The organism is Paraburkholderia sp. J11-2 (assembly GCF_905220185.1).
Lineage (GTDB): Bacteria > Pseudomonadota > Gammaproteobacteria > Burkholderiales > Burkholderiaceae > Paraburkholderia.
Genome location: NZ_CAJMYY010000016.1, coordinates 103,385 through 127,960, shown reverse-complemented (window position 1 = coordinate 127,960; position 24,576 = coordinate 103,385). Strand labels below are relative to the sequence as shown.

The window sequence follows — 24,576 nt, the reverse complement described above, 5'->3', positions numbered from 1 at the left end:
GTAGAAGGTTAGTGCTGTAAGACGGGGTGCGCCACACGTGGCGCACCCCGGGCATGACGGTTCACCCTCTGAACCCCATCATCGTGCGGAAGATGTTTTCGCACCGTACCAGGAGTTGCGCAGTGACTGCTTCTCTTAGCGGCAACGGCAAGGCTGCTACGCCTGCTACCCGCCGCGCGTCGCCGATGGCGGCGCTCGCAGACCGCTGGATCCCGAAGCTGGTGCTTTCGCCCAGCATTCTGATCAGCCTTGTATTCGTCTACGGCTTTATCCTCATCACCGGTTACCTGTCGCTGTCGACTTCGCGACTGATGCCGCGCTATGACTTCGCGGGTCTCGACCGCTATCGCGAGCTGTTCTCCAACGACGTCTGGTGGACGTCGGCGCAGAACCTCGGATGGTTCGGCATCCCGTTCATCGCGATTTGCGTGGCACTCGGGCTGTTCCTCGCGATCCTGCTCGACCAGCAGATCCGTCAGGAAGGCGCGTTGCGCGCGGTGTTCCTCTATCCGATGGCGCTGTCGTACATCGTGACGGGCACGGCCTGGCAATGGATTTTCAATCCGGACCTCGGCATTCAGCAGGTGATGCACAGCATCGGCTGGACGAGCTTCCAGCTCGACTGGCTCAACAACCCGGACCGCGCCATCTTCTGTATCGTGGTCGCCGCCGTGTGGCAATCCACGGGCTTTTGCATGGCGTTGTTCCTGGCCGGCCTGCGCGGTGTCGATAGCGAAATCTTCAAGGCGGCCCAGGTGGACGGCGCGACGCTGCCCACGATCTACCGCAAGATCGTGATTCCGAGCATGCGTCCGGTGTTTTTCTCCGTGCTGCTGATCCTGTGCCACATCACGATCAAGACGTTCGACCTCGTTGTCGCGCTCACCGCGGGCGGCCCGGGTACGTCGTCGTCGCTGCCGGCCATCTTCATGTACACGTTTTCGTTCAACCGCGGGCAGCTCGGCGTCGGCGCAGCTTCGTCGATGATGATGCTCGCCACTGTCGTGGCCGTGCTCGTGCCGCTCATGTATCTGGAATCGAGGAGCACGCGCAATGCAGCCTAAGATGACTGTGAGCCGCGTGGTCGTGTACGCGGCGCTGATCCTGTTCGCGCTGTACTTCCTGTTCCCGCTCTACGTGATGCTGTCGACGTCGTTCAAGTCGCTCGACCAGATTCACACGGGCACCATGCTCTCGCTGCCCACGAGCCCGACCTTCGCGCCGTGGATCAAGGCGTGGAGCGAAGCGTGTACCGGCGTACGCTGTGACGGCATGCAGCCGTTCTTCATGAACTCGGTGAAGATGGTGATTCCGGCTGTGCTGATCTCGTCGATCATCGGCGCGTTCAACGGCTACGTGCTCACGCACTGGCGCTTTCGCGGCGCGGACGCGCTCTTCACGATGCTGCTGGTGGGCTGCTTCATTCCGTTCCAGGCCATCCTGCTGCCGATGGCGCGTCTCGAAGGCTTCCTCGGCCTGTCGAACACGATCGGCGGTCTGGTGCTGGTGCACGTCGTGTACGGTATCGCGTTCACCACGATGTTCTTCCGCAACTTCTACGTGAGCGTGCCCGCTGAACTCGTGAAGGCCGCGCGCATCGACGGCGCCGGTTTCTTCATGATCTTCACGCGCATCATGATGCCGATCTCGCTGCCCATTTTCATGGTGTGCCTGATCTGGCAATTCACGCAGATCTGGAATGACTTCCTGTTCGGTATCGTGTTCTCGGGTGTCGATTCGATGCCGATCACGGTGGCGCTGAACAATCTCGTGAACACGTCCACGGGCGTGAAGGAATACAACGTCGACATGGCCGGCGCGATCATCGCCGCGCTGCCCACGCTGCTCGTCTACGTCATCGCCGGCCGCTACTTTGTGCGCGGTCTCACGGCGGGCGCGGTGAAGGGCTAAGAAGCTCTATTCGATTAAAAGGATTCATAGCATGGCAAGCCTTTCCATTCGCGACGTCTACAAGACCTACCCGAACGGGGTCCCCGTCCTCAAGGGCGTGAACATCGACATCGAAGACGGCCAGTTCCTGATTCTGGTCGGCGGCTCGGGTTGCGGTAAGTCGACGCTGCTCAACATGATCGCGGGTCTCGAAACCGTGACCAAGGGCGAGATCTGCATGGACGGCAAGGTGGTGAACAACCTCTCGCCGAAAGATCGCGATATCGCAATGGTGTTCCAGTCGTACGCGCTCTATCCGTCGATGACGGTGCGCGAGAACATCTCGTTTGGTCTGAACATCCGCAAGGTGCCGAAGTCGGAACAGGCACAGATCGTCGACCGCGTGTCGAGCATGCTGCAGATCCAGCATCTGCTCGACCGCAAGCCGGGCCAGCTTTCGGGCGGCCAGCGCCAGCGCGTGGCGATGGGCCGCGCGCTCGCACGCGACCCGATCATGTTCCTGTTCGACGAACCGCTCTCGAACCTCGACGCCAAGCTGCGTATCGAGATGCGCTCGGAAATCAAGCTGCTGCATCAGCGCGTGGGCAAGACGATTGTCTATGTGACGCACGACCAGATCGAAGCGATGACGCTCGGCGACCGTATCGCGGTCATGAAGGACGGCATCGTGCAGCAGTTCGGCGCGCCGCAGGACATTTACGACTCGCCGTCGAACCTGTTCGTCGCGGGTTTCATCGGCGCACCGCCGATGAACTTCATCGAAGGCAAGCTGGTGGAGCAGGGCTCGGGCGTCGGCATCGAACTCGACACGGGCGTGGCGCGCAACGTGCTGAACCTGCCGCTGTTCGACGCGAACAAGCTGCGCAGCTACATCGGCCAGGAAGTGGTGCTGGGCCTGCGCCCTGAGCGCATCACCGACGCGCGCAGCTCGCACGACGGCCATGGCCACGAACTGCAGCGCCATTCGGTGAAGGTCGACGTGATCGAGCCGACCGGTCCGGACACGCTCGTGTTCGCGCAGGTCAACGGCAAGCGTATCGTGAGCCGCGTGCACCCGGGCTCGAACCCGCAGCCGCTCAACAGCATGGAGCTGCTGTTCGACGTTTCGAAGGCCGTGCTGTTCGACCCGAAGACGGAAGCGCGCATCGCCTGATCTTCGTTCGCCAGATAGTGCTGGCGCGATAAAAAACCCCGTTGCTGCTCACGCAGCCAACGGGGTTTTTTCATGTCGACACGCCGATAACGGGTTCGGTCAGGGCGCGTGATGATGATGCTGTCCGTGCCCGACCGGATGCGGCTGCAACAGCACGAGCACCGCACCCGCGCCGCCGTCGTGCGGCCGCGCCTGGCAGAACGCGATCACTTCTTCCTTCTGCACGAGCCACGCGCGCACCTTGCCCTTGAGCACCGGCTCCTTGCCGACCGACCCGAGGCCCTTGCCGTGGATCACGCGCACGCAGCGCAGCCCGCGCTTGCCTGCTTCGCGGATGAAGTTCTGCAGCGCCTCGCGCGCCTCTTCGCGGCGCATGCCGTGCAGGTCGAGCTGCGCCTGCACGATCCACGTGCCGCGCCGCAGCTTCTTGACGACTTCTTCGGTCACGCCGGGGCGGTGGTAGTACAGCGAGTCGTCGGTGTCGAGCAGCGCTTCCGGGTCGAATTCGTCGGAGATCGCTTCGTGCAGCACGGCCTGCTCGTCCAGGCGCGTTTGCAGCGGCAGCGGCACGGGGGCTTCGCGGCGCGGCTGCGCGCGAGCCGGCTGCTTGAGCGGCGCGATCTGGCCGATCTCGCGGCGAAAGAGGTCGCTGTCGGCGGCGGCTTCGACGCGCGCCGCCTGCGCGGCCACGCGTTCGCGCTCGCGCTGACGGGTTTGCACCTTAAGCGCGTCGCGCAGGCTGCCGAGGCCGGCGAAGCCGGAAGCCGCCTTGCCGGGCACGCCGTCGTCCGCTGCGGGGGCAGGCGTGGGCGCCGGCGTAGGGCGTACGGAGGCGGGGCGCTTGGGCTCGCCCGGATGGGGCACGTTCTTGGGCATGGCGAAAGACGCTGGGTAAATCGGCTGGGTGAATCGTTGGCTGCGCGCGAACCGTCGCAAAAGCAAAGGGCCGCCGGCTGGCTGGCCGCGGCCCTCGTTGCTGCTGCGCCGCCGGGCTTCAGACCGCTATTTTAGCGGCGTGGCGCCCCGCGCGTTTGCGTACCGCCCGATCGAAGTGTCGGGCGCCACACCGTTCGCTAATTAGCGTTCGGCTTCGGCGCTCATCACATGCGCCTGACCCAGCTCGTTCACGGTCTCGAGGTAGCGCTGCGCGTCGAGTGCGGCCATACAGCCCGTACCCGCGCTCGTGATCGCCTGGCGGTACACGTGATCCTGCACGTCGCCGGCCGCGAACACGCCCGGCACGCTCGTGCCGGTGGCGTTGCCGTTCAGGCCGCCGTTCGTGATGATGTAGCCGTTCTTCATCTCGAGCTGGCCTTCGAAGATGTCCGTGTTCGGCTTGTGGCCGATCGCGACGAACAGACCCTGCAGATCGAGGTCGGTGGTCTCGCCCGTCTTCACGTTCTTGATGCGCAGGCCGTTCACGCCGCCTTCGTTGCCCTTCACTTCGTCGAGCACGTGATCCCACTTGATGTCGACCACGCCTTCCTTTTCCTTTTCCAGCAGGCGGTCGATCAGGATCGGCTCGGCGCGGAACTTGTCGCGGCGGTGAATGACCGTGACCTTCTTCGCGATGCCGGAGAGGTACAGCGCTTCTTCAACGGCGGTGTTGCCGCCGCCGATCACGGCGACGTGCTGGTTGCGGTAGAAGAAGCCGTCGCAGGTCGCGCAGGCCGAGACGCCGCGGCCCATGTACAGCTCTTCGCTCGGCAGGCCGAGGTATTGCGCCGACGCGCCGGTCGCGATGATGAGCGAGTCGCAGGTGTACTCGGCCGAGTCGCCGATCAGGCGGATGGGCTTTTCATTGAGCTTGGCCGTGTGGATGTGATCGAACACGATTTCCGTGTTGAAGCGCTCGGCGTGCTCGAGAAAACGCTGCATCAGCTCGGGGCCTTGCACGCCGTTCGGGTCTGCGGGCCAGTTTTCGACGTCGGTCGTCGTCATGAGCTGGCCGCCTTGGGCGAGGCCGGTGACGAGCAGCGGCGAAAGGTTCGCGCGCGCCGCATAGACGGCTGCCGTGTAGCCGGCGGGGCCGGACCCGAGAATCAGAACTTTGGCGTGTTTGGTTGCAGACATGATCGAATTCCGTAGAAAGACGCTGCGTGGCGCGATATATCGGGCGGCCGGCTCAGGGGCGGCCGGCCTGGGCGCGCCCGGCGTTGTGGCGGGGCTCACGCATGTAGTTGGGCATCAGCCCGCAATTATAAAGGCGGGGGAAGACGGCCGCTCGATGAAGCTTACTGATCGCAGCGATAGCCTGGGTGCTGTCGCGGCGCGCGCAGGGCGGCGGATCGCCGCATCTGGCGCAGCCTGACGCCGCCCCCACACCGTTGTCAGTTACCGTCATTTACAGCGTGGGGCCGCCGGGGCCGAAACAACGCGTTTACAATAGGCCGGATCGGACGACGGCGGCCGCGCCCGTCTGCCCGGGGTTTCGGGCATACGGAAGCACTGGCGGACCGCAAACGCATCAAGAATCAGCCCAGGATTCAATGGCCAAAGCTCCTTATTCCGCGCAGGCGCAGGCATTGCCTCACCGCATGTCGCGCCTTTTCACCGAAATTCGCTGGATCCTGCAGGTCGCGCTAGGCGTGTTCCTGCTGATGGCGCTCATCAGCTACAGCCGCCACGACCCGAGCTGGACGCACGCGGCCCAGGTCGACCACATCTCGAACTGGGCGGGACGCGTCGGCGCGCGCGTCTCGGACATCCTGCTGCTGCTGTTCGGCCTGTCCGCCTACTGGTGGATCGTGCTGCTCGCGCGCCTCATCTCGGCGAACTATCAGCGCATCACGCGCAACGAGGCGATTGCCGACGATGACGACGACAAGCCGCGCGACATCAGCTGGGTCGCCGAAGCCTTGTCGTTCGTGCTCGTCATGCTGTCGAGCTGCGGCATCGAGGCGCTGCGCATGTGGTCGCTCAAGGTGCAATTGCCTCAGGCGCCCGGCGGCGTGGTGGGCGGGGCGGTGGCGCGCGGCGTTTCGCACGCACTCGGCTTCACGGGTGGCACGCTCGCGCTGTTGCTCGCGCTCGCGATCGGCCTTTCACTCTATTTCCGCTTTTCGTGGCTTTCGGTTGCCGAAAAAGTCGGCGAATCCATCATCAACGCCGTGACCATGGCCAGACTGCGCCGCGAGGCGGGCCGCGACCGCAAGCTCGGCGAAGCGGCGGCCGTGAAGCGCGAAGGCAAGGTCGAGCGCGGCCGCGTGAAGATCGAGGAGCACGAGCCGGTCACGATCGTGCCGCCGGTGGTCACGCCGCAGCGCTCCGAGCGCGTGGAAAAAGAGCGCCAGGTGCCGCTCTTCAAGGACCTGCCGGGCGACTCCACGCTGCCGGCAATCTCGCTGCTCGACCCGGCTGCGGCCACCCAGGAAACCATCTCCGACGACACGCTCGAATTCACCTCGCGCCTGATCGAGAAGAAGCTCAAGGACTTTGGCGTGGACGTGGCCGTGGTGGCCGCGTATCCGGGCCCGGTCGTCACGCGCTACGAGATCGAACCGGCCACGGGCGTGAAGGGCAGCCAGATCGTGAACCTCGCGAAGGACCTTGCGCGTTCGCTCTCGCTCGTCTCGATCCGCGTGGTGGAAACGATTCCGGGCAAGAATTTCATGGCGCTGGAGTTGCCGAACCAGCGCCGCCAGACCGTGCGCCTTTCCGAGATTCTCGGCTCGGCGGTCTATGCCGACGCGCCTTCGGCGCTCACCATGGGCCTTGGCAAGGATATCGGCGGCAAGCCGGTTTGCGCCGATCTCGCCAAGATGCCCCACTTGCTCGTGGCCGGCACGACCGGCTCGGGCAAGTCGGTGGGGATCAACGCGATGATCCTCTCGCTGCTGTATAAGGCGAGCGCCGAGCAGGTCCGCATGATCCTCATCGACCCGAAGATGCTCGAAATGAGCGTCTATGAGGGCATTCCGCATCTGCTCTGCCCGGTCGTGACCGACATGCGCCAGGCCGGCAACGCGCTGAACTGGACCGTGGCCGAGATGGAGCGCCGCTACAAGCTCATGAGCAAGCTTGGCGTGCGCAATCTCGCGGGCTACAACAACAAGATCGAAGAGGCGAACAAGCGCGAGGAGAAGATCCCGAACCCGTTCAGCCTCACGCCGGACGATCCGGAGCCGTGCCAGAAGCTGCCGCATATCGTGGTCGTGATCGACGAACTCGCCGACCTCATGATGGTGGTCGGCAAGAAGGTCGAAGAGCTGATCGCGCGTATCGCGCAGAAGGCGCGTGCGGCGGGCATTCACCTGATTCTCGCGACGCAGCGCCCGTCGGTGGACGTGATTACGGGTCTCATCAAGGCCAACGTGCCCACGCGCATGGCGTTCCAGGTGTCGTCGAAGATCGACTCGCGCACGATTCTCGACCAGATGGGCGCCGAGTCGCTGCTCGGCATGGGCGACATGCTCTACCTGCCGCCGGGCTCGGGCATGCCCGTGCGCGTGCATGGCGCGTTCGTCTCCGACGACGAGGTGCACCGCGTCGTCGAGAAGCTCAAGGAGCAGGGCGAGCCGAACTATATCGAGGGCATCCTCGAAGGCGCGGTGGGAGGCGAGGGCGACGAGGGTACGGCTGCGGGAACCAGCGGCACCGGCGACGAGTCCGATCCGCTGTACGATCAGGCCGTCGAAGTGGTCATCAAGAATCGCCGCGCGTCGATCTCGCTCGTGCAGCGGCACTTGCGCATCGGCTACAACCGCGCGGCGCGGCTGCTCGAACAGATGGAGCAATCCGGGCTCGTTTCGGCGATGTCATCGAGCGGCAACCGCGAGATCCTCGTGCCCAACCGCGGCGACGCCGACTAGGCCACGCCGCGCCTGGCCGCCGCTTTGCCAACCTTTCCGGCATTTCCGGCGGCCAAAGACACACCTCTTGGAGAACGATAGATGCAGTATCCGGCTGGACTTCCGACCCGCTTTGCGCGCACCGCGCGCCGCATGCTGTTCCTTGCGCTTGGCGCGTCGGTCCTGATGGTCTCGCAGGCGTATGCGAGCGGCACCGATCAACTGAAGCAGTTCGTCTCGCAGGTCCACTCCGCGCGCGGCAGCTTCGTGCAGCGCGAACTGAAGGCGCCTTCGGGTGCGAAGAACGCCAGCGACGCCATTGCCACGGCCACGCTGAACGCCAAGACGTCGAGCGGCACATTCGTGTTCGCGCGGCCCGGCAAGTTCATCTGGTCGTACGAGAAGCCGTATCAGCAGCTGCTGCAGTCGGACGGCGACAACCTCTACGTCTACGACAAGGACCTGAACCAGGTGACCGAGCGCAAGCTCGGCGGCGCGCTCGGCGCGAGCCCGGCGGCGATCCTGTTCGGCAGCAACGATCTCGACAAGAACTTCACGCTCTCGGATGCGGGCGTGAAGAACGGCATCGACTGGCTGGAGCTGATTCCGAAGTCGAAGGACACGCAGTTCAAGAGTGTGGGCATCGGCTTTCGCGACGGCAACCTCGAAGCCATGGAACTGCACGATGTGTTCGGCAACGTGACGCTGCTCACGTTCTCCAACATCGAAAAGAACCCGTCGCTGCCGGCTTCGACCTTCAAGTTCGTGCGGCCGCAAGGCGCCGATCTGATCACGGGCGGCTCGAACTAACGCGCATCGCGCCACGTAAAAACGGGCGGCTCCTTACGGGCCGCCCGTTTTACTTTGTGTGCGCCAGGTAATCAGGCGGCGAACCGGATCACCCCGTCCGCGCCGGTCGAGCGCGTGACTTTGCCCGCGAGCCACAGCAAGTTCAGGTGCGCGAGCGCTTCGCCCATGGCGAAGGTCATCTGGTGGATGTCGAGCTCGCGCTTGAACATCATCGGCACGATGTCGGCGGCGCTTTGCGGCGCTCGCTCGCAGGCTTCCATCACTTCGGCAAGGCGGGCGTCATGGTGCGCGCGCAGCTGCGCGATACGCGTGCGCACGCCCCTGAACGGCTTGCCGTGCGAGGGCAGCACGAGCGTATTTTCGGGCAGCGTTTCGTAGCGGCCGAGCGATTCCAGGTACAGGCCGAGCGGATTGCCTTCCGGCTCCATGTCGAACACGGAGACATTGGTCGAGATGCGCGGCAGCACCATGTCGCCGGAGATCAGCACGCCGGTTTCCTCGCAAAAGAGGGCGCAGTGCTCGGGCGAATGGCCGTAGCCCGTGATGACGCGCCAGCCGCGCCCGCCGATCGCCACCGTATCGGCTTCGCGCAGGCGGCGATACTGTGTGGGCAGCGCGGGAACGAGGCTGCCGTAATAGCCGCGGCGGTTGCGCAGCTTGTCGAGCGAGGCTTCGTCCGTGAGGCCGTGGCGCGCGAAATGGCGCGCCGCGCCTTCGCCGCCCGCGTTCGAGCCGTCGCCGGCGGCCATCACGCGGGCCTGCATGTATTCGCCGAGCGTGGCCCACAGGCGCACGTCCCAGCGTGCCTTGTCGCCGCCCGCGCAAATCCAGTGAGCAAGGCCGATATGGTCGGGATGGCAATGCGTGACGAGCACGCGCAGCACCGGCAGGCCTTCCAGCTGGTTCTCGAACACCGCTTCCCAGCGTTCCTTGATGGTGTCGTTGGTGATGCCGCAGTCCACCACGGTCCAGCCTTGCTGGCCGTCGATCTCGTCGCGCAGCAGCCACAGGTTGATGTGGTCGAGCGCGAACGGCAGCGGCATGCGCAGCCATTTCACGCCGGGCGCGACGTCGAAGGCAAGGCCAGGCTCCGGCAGGGTGTCGGCGTAGGGATAGTCGAGTTGGTGTTCGAGGGCGTTCATTGTGGGTGTCTTCTCCTGTCTCGCCGGTTGCGCAACCGCGTACTTGACGATAACGTAAACGTCGATTCTATCGTTCCTCGCGCTGTCGTGCAGACCACAGCCGGGCCAGCCGCCTTCCGCACATCATGACGACCCAGTACACGATTACCGAACTTGCCCGGGAATTCGACGTAACGCCGCGCGCGATCCGCTTCTACGAGGACCAGGGCCTCCTTGCGCCGAGCCGCGAAGGCGCGGGGGGGCTGAAGCGCGTCTTTTCGGGGCGCGATCGCACGCGGCTCAAGCTGACGCTGCGCGGCAAGCGGCTCGGCTTCACGCTTTCGGAGATCCGCACGCTGCTCGACCTCTACGAGTCGCCGACCGACACGCTCCCGCAGCTCCAGGCGTTCCTCGACACGGTGGTCCATCACCGCGAGATACTCGAGCGCCAGCGCGCGGACCTTGACGCGACGCTCGAAGACCTCGCGCAGTACGAGACCCAGGCGCGCGCGCTGCTCGACCGGAATGCGGCGCACGAGAGCGCGGCGCACGAAAGCGGCGCTCCCGCGAAAACCTGACGCCCGCGCTTGCGAAACGGGCATGGCCGCCATGAAACACTTCCCGAAACTGCTCTCTTCGCAGATCGGCTTCGATGTCGCGCAGACCATGCTCGACGGCTTCAACCGTCACTACCGCAACTTCTGCGAAGCGGCCGTGCGGGCGCGCACGCTCTTCGAAGCCGCCGACTGGCATGCGCTGCAGCAACTCGCGCGCGAACGTATCGCTTCGTATGACGAACGCGTGAAGGAGTGCGTGGTCGTGCTCGAAGACGAATACGGCGCCGAGAGCATCGACGGCGAAGTCTGGCAGCAGATCAAACTGCACTACATCGGCCTCCTTACGACGCACCGGCAGCCCGAATGCGCGGAGACGTTCTTCAACTCCGTGTGCTGCAAGATCCTGCACCGCTCGTACTTCAACAACGATTTCATCTTCGTGCGGCCTGCCATCTCGACGGAATACATCGAGAACGACGAACCTGCCGCGAAGCCCACCTACCGTGCGTACTATCCGGGCAAGGACGGCCTCGCAGCGACGCTCGAGCGCATCGTCACGAACTTCCAGCTGGAAACGCCCTTCGAAGACCTCGGGCGCGACGTCGACTGCATCATGCAGACCATGCTCGACACCTTCGGCGTAGTCGAGCCCAAGCCGAACTTCCAGATTCACGTGCTTTCGTCGCTGTTTTTCCGGCACAAAGGCGCGTATATCGTCGGGCGCATCATCAACGGCGATCTGCTTGCGCCGTTCGTCGTGCCGGTGCGTCACGTGGAGGCGGGCAAGCTCGCGTTGGACACGGTGCTGCTGCGCCTCGAGCAACTGCTCATCCTCTTCAGCTTTTCGCACTCGTATTTTCTGGTGGACATGGAAGTGCCGTCCGCCTACGTGGAGTTTCTGCGCACGATCATGCCGCGCAAGGCCAAGGGCGAGATCTACACGTCGCTCGGGTTGCAGAAGCAGGGCAAGAACCTGTTCTATCGCGACTTGCTGCACCACCTCAGGCATTCGAGCGACCGGTTCATGATCGCGCCCGGCATACGCGGCATGGTGATGATCGTGTTCACGCTGCCTTCGTTTCCGTACGTGTTCAAGGTCATCAAGGACAGCTTTCCCGCTCCCAAGGAAACCACGCGCGAGCAGGTGGTGCAGAAGTATCAGCTCGTGAAGCGCCACGATCGCCTTGGGCGGCTTGCCGACACGCTCGAATATTCGAGCGTTGCGCTACCTGTTGCGCGCCTTGACGAAGCGCTCGTGCGCGAACTGGAAACGCTTGCGCCGTCGATGATCGAGTACGAGGGCGACAACCTCGTCATCCGCCATGTCTACATCGAGCGGCGCATGGTGCCGCTCAATCTCTATCTGCAGAACGGCAGCGACGCCGAAGTCGAGCACGGCATTCGCGAATACGGCAATGCGATTAAAGACCTGCTGCGCGCGAACATCTTTCCGGGCGACATGCTCTACAAGAATTTCGGCGTGACGCGCAACGGCCGCGTGGTGTTCTACGACTACGACGAGATCGAATATCTCACCGATTGCAACGTGCGTGCCGTGCCGCCGCCGCGTAATGAGGAAGACGAATTATCGGGCGAGACATGGTATCCGGTCGGCCCTCGCGATATTTTTCCCGAGACGTACGGCACCTTCCTGCTCGGCGACCCGCGCGTGAAGCGCGCATTTCTTGCGCATCACGCAGATTTCTTCGAGCCCGCGCTCTGGCAGGAGAGCCGCGCGAAGCTCATCGCGGGCGAGGTGCCGGACTGCTTTCCCTACGACGCATCGATACGGTTTAGCGTGCGTTACCCCGAACGATTCACGCGTGACGACGCGCCGGTGGTGCGCGTCGCTTGAGCGTGGCTAACGAATTAAAACGGATTCACAAGGATTCAAGCGGATTCATCAAGGAGCAGAAACATGAGTGAGACACAAAAGCAGGACGCCATCGTGATCGTTTCGGCGGCGCGTACGCCGATGGCGGGTTTTCAGGGCGATTTCGCGTCGCTCACTGCGCCGCAGCTCGGCGCGGCAGCGATCGCAGCGGCGGTCGAGCGCGCGGGCCTGAAGCCTGAGCAGATCGACGAGGTGGTGATGGGCTGCGTGCTGCCCGCAGGGCAGGGCCAGGCGCCCGCGCGCCAGGCGGCGCTCGGCGCGGGGCTCCCGCTTGCCGCCGGTGCGACGACTGTCAACAAGATGTGCGGCTCTGGCATGCGCGCGGCGATGTTCGCGCATGACATGCTGCTGGCGGGCTCGGCCGATGTGATCGTCGCGGGCGGCATGGAGAGCATGTCGAACGCGCCTTACCTGTTGCCGAAGGCGCGCGCCGGCATGCGCATGGGCCACGGCCAGGTGCTCGATCACATGTTCCTCGACGGTCTCGAAGACGCCTATGACAAGGGCCGCCTGATGGGCACGTTCGCGGAAGAATGCGCGGGAGAGTTCGACTTTTCACGCGAGCGCCAGGACGCGTTCGCGATCGAGTCGCTCAAGCGCGCGAAGCGTGCGAACGAGGACGGTTCGTTCGCGTGGGAAATCGCGCCGGTGAAGGTCGCCTCGCGTGCGGGTGAAACGACCATCGAGCGCGACGAGCAGCCGTTCAAGGCCAACCTCGACAAGATCCCGACGCTCAAGCCCGCGTTCAGCAAGACCGGCACGGTGACGGCGGCGAACTCGTCGTCGATCTCGGACGGTGCGGCGGCGCTCGTGATGATGCGGGAATCGACGGCGAAGCAGCTCGGCCTCACGCCGCTCGCACGCGTGACGGGTCATTCCACCTTCGCCCAACAGCCCTCGAAGTTTACGACCGCGCCGGTGGGTGCGATCACGAAGCTGTTCGAGAAGACCGGCTGGAAAGCGAGCGATGTCGATCTCTACGAGATCAACGAGGCCTTCGCCGTGGTCACGATGGCCGCGATGAAGGAGCACGATCTGCCGCACGAGAAGGTCAATGTGAACGGCGGCGCGTGTGCGCTCGGTCATCCGATCGGCGCGTCGGGGGCACGCATTCTCGTGACGCTGATCGGCGCGTTGCGCGCCCGCGGCGGCAAACGCGGCGTGGCGACGCTGTGCATCGGCGGCGGAGAAGCCACGGCGATGGGCGTCGAACTGCTGTAGGCTAGCGCCAGGTGAAGCGCGCCGCGTCGAGAGCGGCGAGGCGGCGCGCTGCAGCGTTTCAATGCACGGACAAAAAAGGTGACGAGATGAAAACAGCGTTGATCGTGGGCGCGTCGCGAGGCCTGGGTCTCGAGTTTGCGCGGCAGTATGCGAAGGCCGGCTGGCGCGTGCTGGCCACGGCGCGCGGGCCCGAAGCGCTCGAAGCCTTGCGCGCAATCGGCGCGCAGACCTTCCAGCTCGACATCGCGCGGCCCGAGGAAATCGAAGCGCTCGGCTTGAAGCTCGACGGCGTGCGGCTCGACGTGGCGCTCGTCGTCTCGGGCGTTTATGGCCCGCGCACCGAAGGCGTGGAAACCATCACGGCCGAAGACTTCGAATATGTGATGAACACCAACGTGCGCGGCCCGATGCAACTGATCCCGATCCTGCTGCCGCTCGTCGACGAGGCCCACGGTGTGCTCGCCGTGCTGTCGAGCCGCATGGGCAGTATTGCGGAGACCACGGGCACGACGGGCTGGCTCTATCGCGCGAGCAAGGCCGCGCTCAACGACGTGCTGAAAATCACCTCGCTGCAAACGCGCCGCGCCACCTGCGTCGCGCTTCATCCGGGCTGGGTGCGCACCGACATGGGCGGCGCGCACGCGGCGATCGACCCGGAGGCGAGCGTCGCCGGCATGCGCGAGGTGGTGGCCGAGGCGGCCGCTGCGCGCGACGTCTTCAATGGCCGCTTCTTCCAGTACGACGGCACGGAACTCGACTGGTAAGCCTGGTAAAGCGCCGCTTGTCTGCGCTACGCTTGCGGGTTCTCGCAACGGAGCCCTGACTCATGAACGCTGAAACCGCCCGCGGTACCGGGAAAACCACCCGCCCCGCAGATTGTCCCTGCGGCGGCGCTGCGCCCAACCAGAAGCCGGGCGCGAGGGCGCCGCGCTTCGCGCAGTGCTGTGGCCGCTTCATCGACGACGCTGCGGTGCCCGCCACGGCGCTCGAATTGATGCGCTCGCGCTACACGGCGTATGCACTGGGCGACGAAGCGTACTTGCGCTCGACGTGGGCGAGCGAGACCTGCCCCGCCGATCTCGACGTGGACCCCGCGGCCGTTGGCGCCCCGCGCTGGCTCGGACTTGCCGTCAAGCGCCACGAACAACGCGACGACACGCATGCGATCGTCGAATTTGTCGCGCGCTACAAGACGGGCGGCCGCGCGTTCCGGCTGCACGAAACAAGCCGCTTCACGCGCGGCGAGGACGGCCGCTGGCGTTACGTTGACGGCGAAGTTTCATCAAGCTAACGAATAACTGACTGCCGCCGTAATTTGCCGGCGCGAGTTCCCACCCCGGTTCGTCGTCATGGCGCCGGAAATAATGCCTTTGCAAACAAGCGCTTACTGAGCAATCGCGCGGCTGTTGTCCGCGCGCGACGCTCGCCTCCCGGACCTTTTTAAAAATTCCCGCGTTCGCGACTGATCGAAAGCCGCGTGTGCGCCATGCTTCATAGGGCCGCGCGCGGTTGGCATGCCTTATGCCGGGTTACCCCTGAATTGCACAACAAATATTTGTCGTGCGAGTATCTAATCACGGTGCCCTGCACAATACGTAAGTGCATAGTGAAAAACCTTTTTCACGCATGCATGTATTGACTGCAAATGGGTGCTGGCGGCGGGTCTGATCGACGATAGAACTGCGCCGCGCAGGTGTTCTGATCGATGCAATCCCACGTGACGGGTCACACGCCCGCTCCTGGTTTCGCGACCATGAGCAACGGTGTCTCGTTGTGCCCTGAAACGGGCGAAGCACGGGTAATGATCGGACGGTTGGCGGATTCACAGCAGCAGGTCTTTTGCAGGTGGTGTAGCGCATGGCGTTCAGGAAGCTCCTTACCGGATGGGTCGTAGCCGGCACCGCGTGTGTGCTTTCGGTTGCGCACGCAGCGTCGCTTTCCGATCCGGCAAATGCGAGCGCGAACCCGCAACTCGCCGCCAACACTTCCGCAGCGCATTCTGCCAGTCTCGCGGGCGGTCCCCTCGGCAGCGCGAACGTGCCGCGTATTGCGCTCGACGACGCGTATCTGCCCGTCGTGCCCGCCAGCATGAACGAGCAGGTGATCCGCGTTCCCGTCGACGCCTCCGGCGACGTCACGCTCGAAACCACGATCTATCGCCCGAACGGCCCCGGCCCGTTCCCGATGGTGATCTTCAACCACGGCAAGATTCCCGGCGACCCGCACCTCCAGGCGCGCAGCGACCCGCTTTCGTTCGCGCGCGAATTCGTGCGCCGCGGCTATGTCGTCGTCGCGCCGAACCGCCAGGGCTTCGCGGATTCGGGCGGCTCGTATCAGCAGGACGGTTGCGATGTTGCGAGCAACGGCCTCGGCCAGGCGGCCGATGTCGCTTCGACCATCGCCTACATGTCGAAGCAACCCTATGTGGACGCAACCCAGATCATCGTCGCGGGCACCTCGCACGGTGGCCTGGCGACCATGGCCTATGGCACCGAGGCGGCGAGCGGCGTGCGGGCGCTCATCAACTTCTCGGGCGGTCTGCGCCAGGACGCCTGCACGGGCTGGCAAAACAACCTGACCCAGGCGTTCGGCGACTACGGCGGCAAGGCTCGCGTGGCCTCGCTCTGGCTCTACGGCGACAACGACTCGGTCTGGTCGCCCGATCTCGTCACGAAGATGTTCGCCGCTTACCGCGACGCGCAAACGGGTGAGGACCACCCGGCCGCGACGGCGAAGCTCGTGGACTTCGGCGCGTACAAGAACGATGCGCATCGCCTCGTGGGCGATCGCGATGGTGTGAAGATCTGGTGGCCCACGGTCGAGGCGTTCCTCGCCAACCGTGGCTTGCCGACGGCGGTGCAGTATCGCGTGGCCACACAGGCTGCCCCCCGCGGCACCGGCTTCGCGCAGATCGACTCGGTCGGCGCGGTGCCGTTCGTCGATCAGGCTGGCCGCGACGGCTATCGCAACTTCCTCAAGCAGTATCCGAGCCGCGCATTCGCGGTGTCCGACTCCGGCGCATGGTCGTGGGCCGAAGGCGGCGACAATCCGATGGCCGTGGCGATCTCGAACTGCGAAAAGCACAGCTCCGATCCGTGCCGTCTGTACGCCGTGAACAATACGGTGGTCTGGAACAACGGCGGCACGCAGACCGCTCAGAACGTCGACAGCGACACGACGCGCGCCACGGCGGACAACGACAACGCCGACGAGAGCGACCACGCACTGGCGAGCCGCTAAGCGTTGGCATCCGGCTGCTGCCGGGTTCAAATTCCGATCACTGCAGTACAGCGCGGCCCCAATGCGGGCCGCTTTGCTTTTCATTCCCCTCAAGCCATTTCCTCGCACGCAATCCCATCGCGGCGCGCCATATCGTCTGACCTTCGCACACCTGCGTACTTACCACGCGCGCCAAAAATATCCGTTACGCCGTCCCGCGTTCTGTAATTTCGCACCGCGGCGCAGATTTTTTTGCATAAGGCGGGTTCACTTTGCCGTCGTCATCTCCGCGCATTTCTGGTCTTTGTTTTTCATCGGTCACGAGTTGTCCCGAACGGCTCGAAACGCCGTGCCGTCGGGCGTTCGAGGGCGATTTCAGGGGTAGTGCATTGCGGCAGCGAACACGTTAATCTCGGTCCCGCTGTCGTATCGGGAGTCGTATTTGAATTCGCAATCGCACACTGCGCACCCCGCGCACCTTGCCCGCGAAGACCGCGGCGCGACCGACTGGGTCGCTCGCAGCCTGCGCGCCGTGTGGCACCCCTGCACCCAGATGAAACATCACGAGCGCCTGCCGCTCGTGGCCGTCGCGCGGGGCGAGGGCCCGTGGCTTCATGACCGCGAAGGCCTTCGTTATCTGGACGCGATCAGTTCGTGGTGGGTGAACCTCTTTGGCCACGCCAATCCTGCGATCAATGCCGCGCTCAAGGCGCAGCTCGACACGCTCGAGCACGTCATGCTCGCGGGCTGCACGCACGAGCCCGCCGTGGAGCTTGCCGAGCGTCTTTCGGCGCGCACGGGCGGCGTGCTCGGCCATGCGTTCTTCGCTTCCGATGGCGCGTCGGCCGTCGAAATCGCGCTCAAGATGAGCTTCCACTCGTGGCGCAACCGCGGCGAGAGCGACAAGCGCGAATTCGTCTGCCTGGCCAATAGCTATCACGGCGAAACTATCGGTGCGCTCGGCGTGACCGATGTGAAGCTCTTCAGGGATGCTTACGATCCACTGCTGCATCATGCGCATGTGGTCGCTTCACCCGACGCGCGCGCCACGCAGCCCGGCGAAACGGCGGCGGATGTCGCGGCGCGCGCGCTGGCCGATGTCGAGCGTCTTTTCATCGAGCGCGAAGGCCGCATCGCCGCGCTGATCGTCGAGCCGCTCGTGCAATGCGCGGCCGGCATGGCGATGCACGATCCCGCGTATCTCAAGGGCCTGCGTGCACTATGCGACCGTCACCGCGTGCACCTGATCGCAGACGAAATCGCCGTGGGCTGCGGGCGTACCGGCACTTTCTTCGCGTGCGAGCAGGCCGACATCTGGCCCGATCTGCTGACGCTTTCGAAGGGGATTAGCGGCGGGTATCTGCCACTTTCGATCGTGCTGTCGCGCGACGCCATCTACGCGTCGTTCTACGACGACGACACCACGCGCGGTTTCCTCCATTCGCACTCGTACACGGGCAATCCGCTCGCGTGCCGTGCCGCGCTCGCCACGCTCGACCTGTTCGAGCGCGACGACGTGCTCGTTGCGAACGCGCGCAAATCGGCACAACTGCGCGCGCTGTTCGAGCCGTTCGCCGCGCACCCGCTCGTGCGCAACCTGCGCCAGTGCGGCACGATCCTCGCGTTCGACGTAGCGCTCGCCGACCCGCAGCGCGCAGCGACGTTCTCGCGCCGCTTCTTCGAAAACGCGCTGCAGCGCGAACTGCTGCTGCGCCCGATCGGCACGACGGTTTATGTCATGCCGCCATATATTCTGGACAACGAAATGCAGGCGTTCCTCGCAACACGCACGCGCGAGACCTTCGACGCCACCGTCGCGGAGGACCTCTGATATGGCGCATCACAATCTGTTGCTCGAAACCCTCGAACAGGGCTTGCGCGACATCGACGCGCGCGGCCTGCGCCGCCGCCGGCGCACCGCCGACACGCCGTGCAGCGCCCACATGCAGGTGGACGGCCGCGCGACTATCGGCTTTGCCAGCAACGACTATCTCGGTCTCGCCGCGCATCCTCAACTGGCCGCGGCCATCGCCGAAGGCGCGCAACGCTACGGCGCGGGTAGTGGCGGCTCGCATCTGCTGGGCGGCCACTCGCGCGCGCATGCGCAACTCGAAGACGATCTCGCAGCATTCGCAGGTACCTTCGTCGATGCACCGCGCGCGTTGTACTTCAGCACCGGCTACATGGCGAATCTGGCCGTGCTCACGGCGCTCGCGGGTCGCGGCACGACGATCTTCTCCGACGCGCTCAACCACGCCTCGCTGATCGACGGCGCACGGCTCTCGCGCGCCGACGTCCAGATCTATCCGCATGCCGATATGGCAGCGCTTGCTTCGATGCTCGAAAGCTCGGACGCGAGCGCGAAAGTGATCGTGAGCGACACGGTGTTCAGCATGGACGGCGATATCGCGCCGCTCGCGCGCCTCGTCGAACTCGCGGAAAAACATGGCGCCTGGCTCGTGGTCGACGACGCGCACGGCTTCGGCGTGCTCGGCCCGCAGGGCCGCGGCGCGCCGGCGCAAGCCGCGCTGCGTTCGGAACATCTCGTGATGGTCGGTACGCTCGGCAAGGCGGCCGGCGTTTCGGGCGCGTTCATCTGCGCGCACGGCACCGTGATCGAATGGCTCGTGCAGCGCGCGCGTCCGTATATCTTCACGACAGCTTCGTCGCCGGCGGTGGCGCATGCGGTGTCCGCGAGCCTGCGTCTGATCGGGGGCGAGGAGGGCGATGCGCGCCGCGCGCATCTCAAGCATTTGATTGGCCGCACGCGTTCGCTCCTGCAGGAAACCTGCTGGCAGCCCGTCGATTCGCATACCGCCGTGCAGCCGCTCGTCATCGGCGCCAACGAAGCGACGCTCTCGCTGCAGGCCAAGCTCGAGGGCGACGGCCTGTGGGTGCCGGCCATCCGTCCGCCCACCGTGCCCGAGGGCACGTCGCGCCTGCGTATTTCGCTCTCCGCGGCACATTCGGATGCGGACCTCGACCGGCTGAACGCATCGCTGCAACGCGCGAGCCTCGAAGCACGCGCAAACGCGCAGGAGTTCGCGCAATGACGGTTTCGCTTTTCGTCACCGGCACCGATACCGAGATCGGCAAGACCTTCGTGAGCGCCGCGCTCTTGCGCGGCTTCGCCCACGCGGGACTGCGCGCCACGGCGCTCAAGCCGATCGCCGCGGGCGCGTACGAGCGCGACGGCGTCTGGCACAACGAGGACGCCGATCAGCTCGACGCCGCCGCGAGCGTGCTGCTGCCGCCGGAGATGCGCACGCCGTTCCTGCTCAAGGAGCCCGCCGCACCGCATATCGCCGCTGCGCTCGAAGGGGTGACGCTCGACATGGCGCGTATCGTCGATGCTTACCGCGCGGCTCGCGAGCGCGCGGATGCCATCGTCGTGGAAGGCGTGGGCGGCTTTCGCGTGCCGCTCACGGCGACCGAAGACACCGCCGATCTCGCCGTCGCGCTCGGTCTGCCCGTGGTGCTCGTGGTGGGCATGCGCCTTGGCTGCATCAGCCACGCGCTGCTTACGGCCGAAGCGATTGCCGCGCGCGGATTGAAGCTCGCGGGCTGGGTCGCGAACCGGATCGACCCGGCCATGACGTTCCCCGAAGAAAACATCGACGCGCTGCGCGAGCGTCTCGCCGCCCAGTACGGCGCGCCGCTCGTCGGCGTTGTGCCGCATATGCCCGGCGCGAGCGCCGATGACGCAGCAGAACATCTGAACATCGACGCGTTGCTAGCGCGCTTGCGCGCCGACGCTTGACGCACATTCAAGCACAGTCACGTAAAGAAGGACCACGACACCATGACGCAAACCCACATCGACATTACTTCGCTGAAGGCGACCGCGCCGAGCGCCCACGCCGCCGCTGAAGCCGCCGCGCGCTGGAAGGTCGCCGACGTCGCCGCGCTCTACGAGCTGCCGTTCAACGACCTGATGTTCCGCGCGCAGCAGGTGCATCGCGAGCATTTCGACGCGAACGCCGTGCAGCTTTCCACGCTCCTCTCGATCAAGACCGGCGGCTGCGAGGAAGATTGCGCGTACTGCCCGCAGTCGTCGCACTACGAAACCGAACTCGAAGCCGGCAAGCTCATGGCCGTGGACGCTGTGCTGGAAGCCGCGCGTGCGGCCAAGTCCAACGGCGCGACGCGCTTTTGCATGGGCGCGGCGTGGCGCAATCCGAAGGATCGCCATCTGGAGCCGATCAAGGACATGATTCGCGGCGTGAAGGCGATGGGTCTGGAAACCTGCGTGACGCTCGGCATGCTCGAAGATCACCAGGCGAAGGAACTTGCCGATGCGGGCCTCGACTACTACAACCACAACCTCGATACGTCGCCGGAGTACTACGGCAAGATCATCACGACGCGCACTTACGAGGACCGTCTGGAGACGCTCGAACGCGTGCGCGACGCGGGCATCAACGTGTGCTGCGGCGGCATTGTCGGCATGGGCGAGTCGCGCCGCGAGCGCGCGGGCCTGATCGCGCAGCTTGCGAACATGGAGCCGTACCCGGAGTCGGTGCCCATCAATAATCTCGTGCAGGTCTCGGGCACGCCGCTCGAAGGGACCGATCCGATCGACCCGTTCGAGTTCGTGCGCACGATCGCCGTGGCGCGCATCACGATGCCCAAGGCGATGGTGCGCCTCTCGGCGGGCCGCGAGCAGATGGACGACGCGCTCCAGGCGCTGTGCTTCATGGCCGGCGCGAACTCGATTTTCTACGGCGACCAGCTGCTCACCACGAGCAATCCGCAAGCGGAAGCCGACCGCAAGCTGCTGCAGCGTCTGGGCATCACGGCGCAGGCCGCGCAGCACCTCCCCGCTGACGACCACGAACATCACGGTCATCACGACCATTCGCACGGCGGCTGCGGCCACTGCGAGTAACGCCGCGCACGTTGCCGGAAGCAAAAACGCCACGCTGCGAAGCGTGGCGTTTTTCATTGCGTGGGGGACGCGGAGTACTGCGCCTTAAGCGTAGGCCGCGCGACGACGCCCCGCGAGCACGAGATAGCACAGTGCGCCGATCACGAGCGACGGCAGCGTCGCGCCGAGGTTTGGCAGCCACTGGTTGAGCGCCTGATACGCGCCGAAGCCGACCGCCCAGGCAACGAACGCGCTCACGTGCCAGCCGCCCGAATAGCCATACACGCCGTTCAGGTCGGCGAGCGCCTGCGGATCGATACGGCGACGGCGCACGATGAAGTGATCGGCAAGCACCACGCCAAAGAGCGGCGCGAACACCGAGCCGATGAAGAGCAGGAAGTTCTCGTATTTCGCCATCGGCACGACGAGGCCGATCAGCGTGCACAGCGCGCCGAAGGCTGCCGAGAGCCAGGGCACGCTGGCGCGCGTCCAGAACGTGCCGGTCGAGACGGCGGCCGAGTGGATATCGGCGAACGCATTGTCGATTTCGTCGATCAGCACGAGCAGCAGCGCGAAGCCGCCGCCGGCCTGCGCGAGCGCCGTGGTGAGGAGCGCGTCGCCGCCGCCCGCAGCCAGCCCGTACACGGCGCCGAGCGCATAGAACCAGAGGTTCGCGATGCCATAGCCGAACAGCGTGCCGCGGAAGGTTTCGCCCGCTTTGCGGCCAAAACGCGTGTAGTCGGCGATGAGCGGCAGCCACGAGAGCGGCATCGCCACCACGAGGTCGATGGCGCTGCCAAACGGCATTTCGCCCGTGCCGGGGCGGCGCATCAGCGCGCCAAGGTCCTGCTTGACGAGCAGGCTCCACGTGAGCCACGCCGCGCCCGCGAGCAGCAGCCAGATGCCCCACGTGCGCAGGAAGCGCCGCACGAACGAGAGCGGGCCGCTCACGGCGAGCAGCGTAGCGAGCACGCCGAAGATCACGGTCCAGACGAGCGGCATCGACAGGCCGAAGGCCTGTTTGGCGAGCGCATCGGCGGAATCGCGCATCACGATGATCTCGAACGAGCCCCAGCCCACGAGCTGCACCATGTTGATGACGGCCGGCACCGACACGCCACGAACGCCGAGCGTCGGGCGCAGCGACGCCATGGCGGCAAGGCCCGTATCCGTGCCGATCACGCCCGCGAGCGCGAGCAGCACGACGCCGATCACGCTGCCGATGGCGATGGCCACCAGCGCGTGCGGCAGCGACAGGCCCGGCACGAGCAGTGCGCCCGCCTGCGCGACCAGCAGGCCGATGCCGAGCGAAAACCACAGCGCGAAGGCGTCGCCGGTGCGGAACTGCCGGCGCGCGTCGGGTACGGGCACGTTCGGCGCGTAGGTGGAGCCGGCCTCGCCGGCGTGCGAATCTTGAGTCATGTGGAACGCTTTCCTCTGTGTCGTGTGTTTTGTCTGTTTTATCCGGGCTCGTCAGCATGAGCGGCTCGGCCCGCGCTTCGCGCCGCGGCACTCGCTGTCATAATGCACGACTGCATCCGGTGCGGCAGGCCGTTTTGTAGTGTCGGACGTTGTGTCCCCGAATCTGCGGCTGACCAGGCAACCTGGGCAGCTCACGCTCGGCCAGCCGGAAAGCCGTCATTATCGCGAAAACGTCATGTTTGAAGAAACCCGTGCCAACGTCCCGCTCGCCGAACGGCTGCGTCCGCGCTCCATCGACGAGGTTATCGGCCAGAAGCATCTGCTCGGGCCCAACAAGCCGCTGCGCGTCGCGTTCGAGTCCGGCGAAGCGCATTCGATGATCCTCTGGGGGCCGCCGGGCGTGGGCAAGACCACGCTCGCGCGCCTCATGGCCGATGCGTTCCACGCCGAATTCATCGCGCTCTCCGCCGTGCTCTCGGGCGTGAAGGACATCCGCGAGGCCGTGGAGCAGGCGCAGCTGCATCGTGCGCGTGGCCACCAGACGCTCGTGTTCGTCGACGAGGTGCATCGCTTCAACAAGAGCCAGCAAGACGCCTTTCTGCCCCATGTGGAGTCGGGCCTCTTTGTGTTCATCGGCGCGACGACGGAAAACCCGTCGTTCGAAGTGAACAGCGCGTTGCTCTCGCGCGCGGCCGTGTACGTGCTCAAGAGCCTCGACGAGGAGGAGCAGGGTGAACTGCTTGCGCGCGCGAGCGAGGAGCTGGGCGGCCTGACTTTCACCGACGAGGCGAAAAAGGCGCTGATCGGTTCCGCTGACGGCGATGGCCGCAAGCTCCTGAACAACCTCGAAATCGTCGCGCGCGCGGCCGCGCAGCAAAAGAAGACCGAGATCGACGGCGAGCTGCTCGGCAGCGCGCTGGCCGAAAACCTGCGCCGCTTCGACAAGGGCGGCGACGCGTTCTACGACCAGATCAGCGCATTGCACAAGTCGGTGCGCGGCAGCAACCCGGACGGCGCGCTCTACTGGTTCTGCCGCATGCTGGATGGCGGCGCCGATCCGCGTTATCTCGCGCGGCGCATCGTGCGCATGGCGTGGGAGGACATCGGGCTCGCCGACCCGCGCGCCGGGCGTATCACGCTCGACGCCGCCGAGACCTACGAGCGTCTGGGCTCGCCCGAAGGCGAGCTCGCGCTCGCGCAGGCCGTGATCTATCTGGCCGTCGCGCCGAAGTCGAACGCGGGCTACAACGCCTATAACGAGGCGCGGCGCTTCGTGAGCAAGGACCAGTCGCGCGCGGTGCCCATCCATCTGCGCAACGCGCCGACCAAGCTCATGAAGGAACTGGGCTACGGCCACGAATATCGCTATGCGCACGACGAGCCCGACGCCTACGCGGCCGGCGAGACTTACCTGCCCGACGGCATGCGCGAGCCGCGCTGGTATCAGCCCACGCCGCGCGGGCTCGAAGGCAAGATCGGCGAAAAGCTCGCGCGCCTCGCCGACCTCGACGCGCAATGGCGCGACGAGCATCGCGACGAAATCCGCGAAAGGAAGCGCAAAGGCTGATGCCAGTCCCGCCGGGATGCCCCGGCCGGTGCGCTAAAATCGTC

Annotated in this window: 20 protein-coding genes; 16 read left to right on the top strand and 4 right to left on the bottom strand. The window is 65.3% G+C overall.

Going from position 1 to position 24,576, the window contains the following annotated elements:
• The first annotated feature begins 122 nt into the window (after nucleotides 1-122).
• From U5A57_RS22890 to U5A57_RS22880, 3 genes are read left to right on the top strand one after another with little or no spacing between them, the layout of a single operon-like run.
• Nucleotides 123-1,064, top strand: coding sequence for a sugar ABC transporter permease (locus U5A57_RS22890; protein WP_321913916.1), 942 nt, complete (start codon nucleotides 123-125; stop codon nucleotides 1,062-1,064).
• Nucleotides 1,054-1,911 carry a carbohydrate ABC transporter permease gene (locus U5A57_RS22885; protein WP_321913915.1) on the top strand — a complete coding sequence of 286 codons (858 nt, stop codon included), beginning with the start codon at nucleotides 1,054-1,056 and terminating at the stop codon, nucleotides 1,909-1,911. The genes U5A57_RS22890 and U5A57_RS22885 overlap by 11 nt, the downstream gene beginning before the upstream one ends.
• A 31-nt stretch (nucleotides 1,912-1,942) precedes the next feature.
• Nucleotides 1,943-3,064, top strand: a complete 1,122-nt coding sequence (locus U5A57_RS22880) for a sn-glycerol-3-phosphate ABC transporter ATP-binding protein UgpC (protein ID WP_321913914.1) — start codon at nucleotides 1,943-1,945, stop codon at nucleotides 3,062-3,064.
• Nucleotides 3,065-3,163: 99 nt separating this feature from the next.
• Here U5A57_RS22880 and U5A57_RS22875 read toward each other — a convergent pair whose 3' ends face one another.
• Together U5A57_RS22875 and trxB are read right to left on the bottom strand one after the other, a co-directional pair.
• Nucleotides 3,164-3,940, bottom strand: coding sequence for a Smr/MutS family protein (locus U5A57_RS22875; protein ID WP_321913913.1), 777 nt, complete (start codon nucleotides 3,938-3,940; stop codon nucleotides 3,164-3,166).
• A 201-nt stretch (nucleotides 3,941-4,141) separates the two neighbouring features.
• The gene (gene trxB / locus U5A57_RS22870; protein ID WP_321913912.1) at nucleotides 4,142-5,137 is read right to left on the bottom strand and encodes a thioredoxin-disulfide reductase; all 996 of its coding nucleotides are present in this window, start codon (nucleotides 5,135-5,137) and stop codon (nucleotides 4,142-4,144) included.
• Nucleotides 5,138-5,553: 416 nt separating this feature from the next.
• On the opposite strand from trxB, the gene U5A57_RS22865 reads away from it, so the two are divergent.
• On the top strand, nucleotides 5,554-7,875 hold the full coding sequence (locus U5A57_RS22865; RefSeq protein WP_321913911.1) for a DNA translocase FtsK: 2,322 nt from the start codon (nucleotides 5,554-5,556) through the stop codon (nucleotides 7,873-7,875).
• Nucleotides 7,876-7,956: 81 nt separating this feature from the next.
• Nucleotides 7,957-8,664, top strand: a complete 708-nt coding sequence (gene lolA, locus U5A57_RS22860; protein WP_321913910.1) for an outer membrane lipoprotein chaperone LolA — start codon at nucleotides 7,957-7,959, stop codon at nucleotides 8,662-8,664.
• Between the two features lie 71 nt (nucleotides 8,665-8,735).
• On the opposite strand, the gene U5A57_RS22855 is transcribed toward lolA, so the two are convergent.
• Nucleotides 8,736-9,806 (bottom strand): MBL fold metallo-hydrolase, encoded by a 1,071-nt coding sequence (locus tag U5A57_RS22855; RefSeq protein WP_321913909.1) that lies wholly within the window; start codon nucleotides 9,804-9,806, stop codon nucleotides 8,736-8,738.
• A 125-nt stretch (nucleotides 9,807-9,931) separates the two neighbouring features.
• Between U5A57_RS22855 and U5A57_RS22850 the strand changes: the two genes are divergently transcribed.
• From U5A57_RS22850 to bioB, 10 genes are all read left to right on the top strand, one after another.
• A complete protein-coding gene (locus tag U5A57_RS22850) occupies nucleotides 9,932-10,363 on the top strand; it encodes a MerR family DNA-binding transcriptional regulator (RefSeq protein WP_321913908.1) in 432 nt (143 codons plus the stop codon).
• Between the two features lie 31 nt (nucleotides 10,364-10,394).
• Entirely contained in the window at nucleotides 10,395-12,197 is a 1,803-nt protein-coding gene (aceK, locus tag U5A57_RS22845) for a bifunctional isocitrate dehydrogenase kinase/phosphatase (protein WP_321913990.1), read from the top strand.
• A 63-nt stretch (nucleotides 12,198-12,260) separates the two neighbouring features.
• A complete protein-coding gene (locus U5A57_RS22840; RefSeq protein ID WP_321913907.1) occupies nucleotides 12,261-13,457 on the top strand; it encodes an acetyl-CoA C-acetyltransferase in 1,197 nt (398 codons plus the stop codon).
• 86 nt (nucleotides 13,458-13,543) lie between these two features.
• Nucleotides 13,544-14,221 carry an SDR family oxidoreductase gene (locus U5A57_RS22835; RefSeq protein ID WP_321913906.1) on the top strand — a complete coding sequence of 226 codons (678 nt, stop codon included), beginning with the start codon at nucleotides 13,544-13,546 and terminating at the stop codon, nucleotides 14,219-14,221.
• A 62-nt stretch (nucleotides 14,222-14,283) separates the two neighbouring features.
• Nucleotides 14,284-14,748: a YchJ family protein gene (locus U5A57_RS22830; RefSeq protein ID WP_321913905.1), complete on the top strand. Its 465-nt coding sequence runs from the start codon at nucleotides 14,284-14,286 to the stop codon at nucleotides 14,746-14,748.
• 566 nt (nucleotides 14,749-15,314) lie between these two features.
• Nucleotides 15,315-16,697 (top strand): dienelactone hydrolase family protein, encoded by a 1,383-nt coding sequence (locus U5A57_RS22825; RefSeq protein ID WP_321913904.1) that lies wholly within the window; start codon nucleotides 15,315-15,317, stop codon nucleotides 16,695-16,697.
• A gap of 421 nt (nucleotides 16,698-17,118) precedes the next feature.
• Nucleotides 17,119-18,507, top strand: a complete 1,389-nt coding sequence (bioA, locus tag U5A57_RS22820) for an adenosylmethionine--8-amino-7-oxononanoate transaminase (protein WP_321913903.1) — start codon at nucleotides 17,119-17,121, stop codon at nucleotides 18,505-18,507.
• Nucleotide 18,508: 1 nt separating this feature from the next.
• Entirely contained in the window at nucleotides 18,509-19,729 is a 1,221-nt protein-coding gene (gene bioF / locus U5A57_RS22815; protein ID WP_321913902.1) for an 8-amino-7-oxononanoate synthase, read from the top strand.
• The gene (gene bioD, locus U5A57_RS22810; RefSeq protein ID WP_321913901.1) at nucleotides 19,726-20,436 is read left to right on the top strand and encodes a dethiobiotin synthase; all 711 of its coding nucleotides are present in this window, start codon (nucleotides 19,726-19,728) and stop codon (nucleotides 20,434-20,436) included. The genes bioF and bioD overlap by 4 nt, the downstream gene beginning before the upstream one ends.
• Nucleotides 20,437-20,478: 42 nt before the next feature.
• On the top strand, nucleotides 20,479-21,564 hold the full coding sequence (bioB, locus tag U5A57_RS22805) for a biotin synthase BioB (RefSeq protein ID WP_321913900.1): 1,086 nt from the start codon (nucleotides 20,479-20,481) through the stop codon (nucleotides 21,562-21,564).
• Nucleotides 21,565-21,648: 84 nt separating this feature from the next.
• Here bioB and cytX read toward each other — a convergent pair whose 3' ends face one another.
• Nucleotides 21,649-22,965 (bottom strand): putative hydroxymethylpyrimidine transporter CytX, encoded by a 1,317-nt coding sequence (gene cytX, locus U5A57_RS22800; RefSeq protein WP_321913899.1) that lies wholly within the window; start codon nucleotides 22,963-22,965, stop codon nucleotides 21,649-21,651.
• Between the two features lie 235 nt (nucleotides 22,966-23,200).
• Between cytX and U5A57_RS22795 the strand changes: the two genes are divergently transcribed.
• Nucleotides 23,201-24,532 (top strand): replication-associated recombination protein A, encoded by a 1,332-nt coding sequence (locus U5A57_RS22795; protein WP_233882442.1) that lies wholly within the window; start codon nucleotides 23,201-23,203, stop codon nucleotides 24,530-24,532.
• Nucleotides 24,533-24,576: the final 44 nt, after the last annotated feature.

What these genes read in the sequence shown, in the direction of transcription:
- U5A57_RS22885 (WP_321913915.1), top strand. Translation starts at nt 1,054, where the DNA reads ATGCAGCCTAAGATGACTGTGAGCCGCGTGGTCGTGTACGCGGCGCTG.
- U5A57_RS22835 (WP_321913906.1), top strand. Translation starts at nt 13,544, where the DNA reads ATGAAAACAGCGTTGATCGTGGGCGCGTCGCGAGGCCTGGGTCTCGAG.
- lolA (WP_321913910.1), top strand. Translation starts at nt 7,957, where the DNA reads ATGCAGTATCCGGCTGGACTTCCGACCCGCTTTGCGCGCACCGCGCGC.
- U5A57_RS22855 (WP_321913909.1), bottom strand. Translation starts at nt 9,806, where the DNA reads ATGAACGCCCTCGAACACCAACTCGACTATCCCTACGCCGACACCCTG.
- U5A57_RS22875 (WP_321913913.1), bottom strand. Translation starts at nt 3,940, where the DNA reads ATGCCCAAGAACGTGCCCCATCCGGGCGAGCCCAAGCGCCCCGCCTCC.
- bioF (WP_321913902.1), top strand. Translation starts at nt 18,509, where the DNA reads ATGGCGCATCACAATCTGTTGCTCGAAACCCTCGAACAGGGCTTGCGC.
- bioB (WP_321913900.1), top strand. Translation starts at nt 20,479, where the DNA reads ATGACGCAAACCCACATCGACATTACTTCGCTGAAGGCGACCGCGCCG.
- U5A57_RS22850 (WP_321913908.1), top strand. Translation starts at nt 9,932, where the DNA reads ATGACGACCCAGTACACGATTACCGAACTTGCCCGGGAATTCGACGTA.
- aceK (WP_321913990.1), top strand. Translation starts at nt 10,395, where the DNA reads ATGAAACACTTCCCGAAACTGCTCTCTTCGCAGATCGGCTTCGATGTC.
- U5A57_RS22830 (WP_321913905.1), top strand. Translation starts at nt 14,284, where the DNA reads ATGAACGCTGAAACCGCCCGCGGTACCGGGAAAACCACCCGCCCCGCA.
- U5A57_RS22880 (WP_321913914.1), top strand. Translation starts at nt 1,943, where the DNA reads ATGGCAAGCCTTTCCATTCGCGACGTCTACAAGACCTACCCGAACGGG.
- U5A57_RS22825 (WP_321913904.1), top strand. Translation starts at nt 15,315, where the DNA reads ATGGCGTTCAGGAAGCTCCTTACCGGATGGGTCGTAGCCGGCACCGCG.
- U5A57_RS22795 (WP_233882442.1), top strand. Translation starts at nt 23,201, where the DNA reads ATGTTTGAAGAAACCCGTGCCAACGTCCCGCTCGCCGAACGGCTGCGT.
- U5A57_RS22840 (WP_321913907.1), top strand. Translation starts at nt 12,261, where the DNA reads ATGAGTGAGACACAAAAGCAGGACGCCATCGTGATCGTTTCGGCGGCG.
- bioD (WP_321913901.1), top strand. Translation starts at nt 19,726, where the DNA reads ATGACGGTTTCGCTTTTCGTCACCGGCACCGATACCGAGATCGGCAAG.
- U5A57_RS22865 (WP_321913911.1), top strand. Translation starts at nt 5,554, where the DNA reads ATGGCCAAAGCTCCTTATTCCGCGCAGGCGCAGGCATTGCCTCACCGC.
- cytX (WP_321913899.1), bottom strand. Translation starts at nt 22,965, where the DNA reads ATGACTCAAGATTCGCACGCCGGCGAGGCCGGCTCCACCTACGCGCCG.
- trxB (WP_321913912.1), bottom strand. Translation starts at nt 5,137, where the DNA reads ATGTCTGCAACCAAACACGCCAAAGTTCTGATTCTCGGGTCCGGCCCC.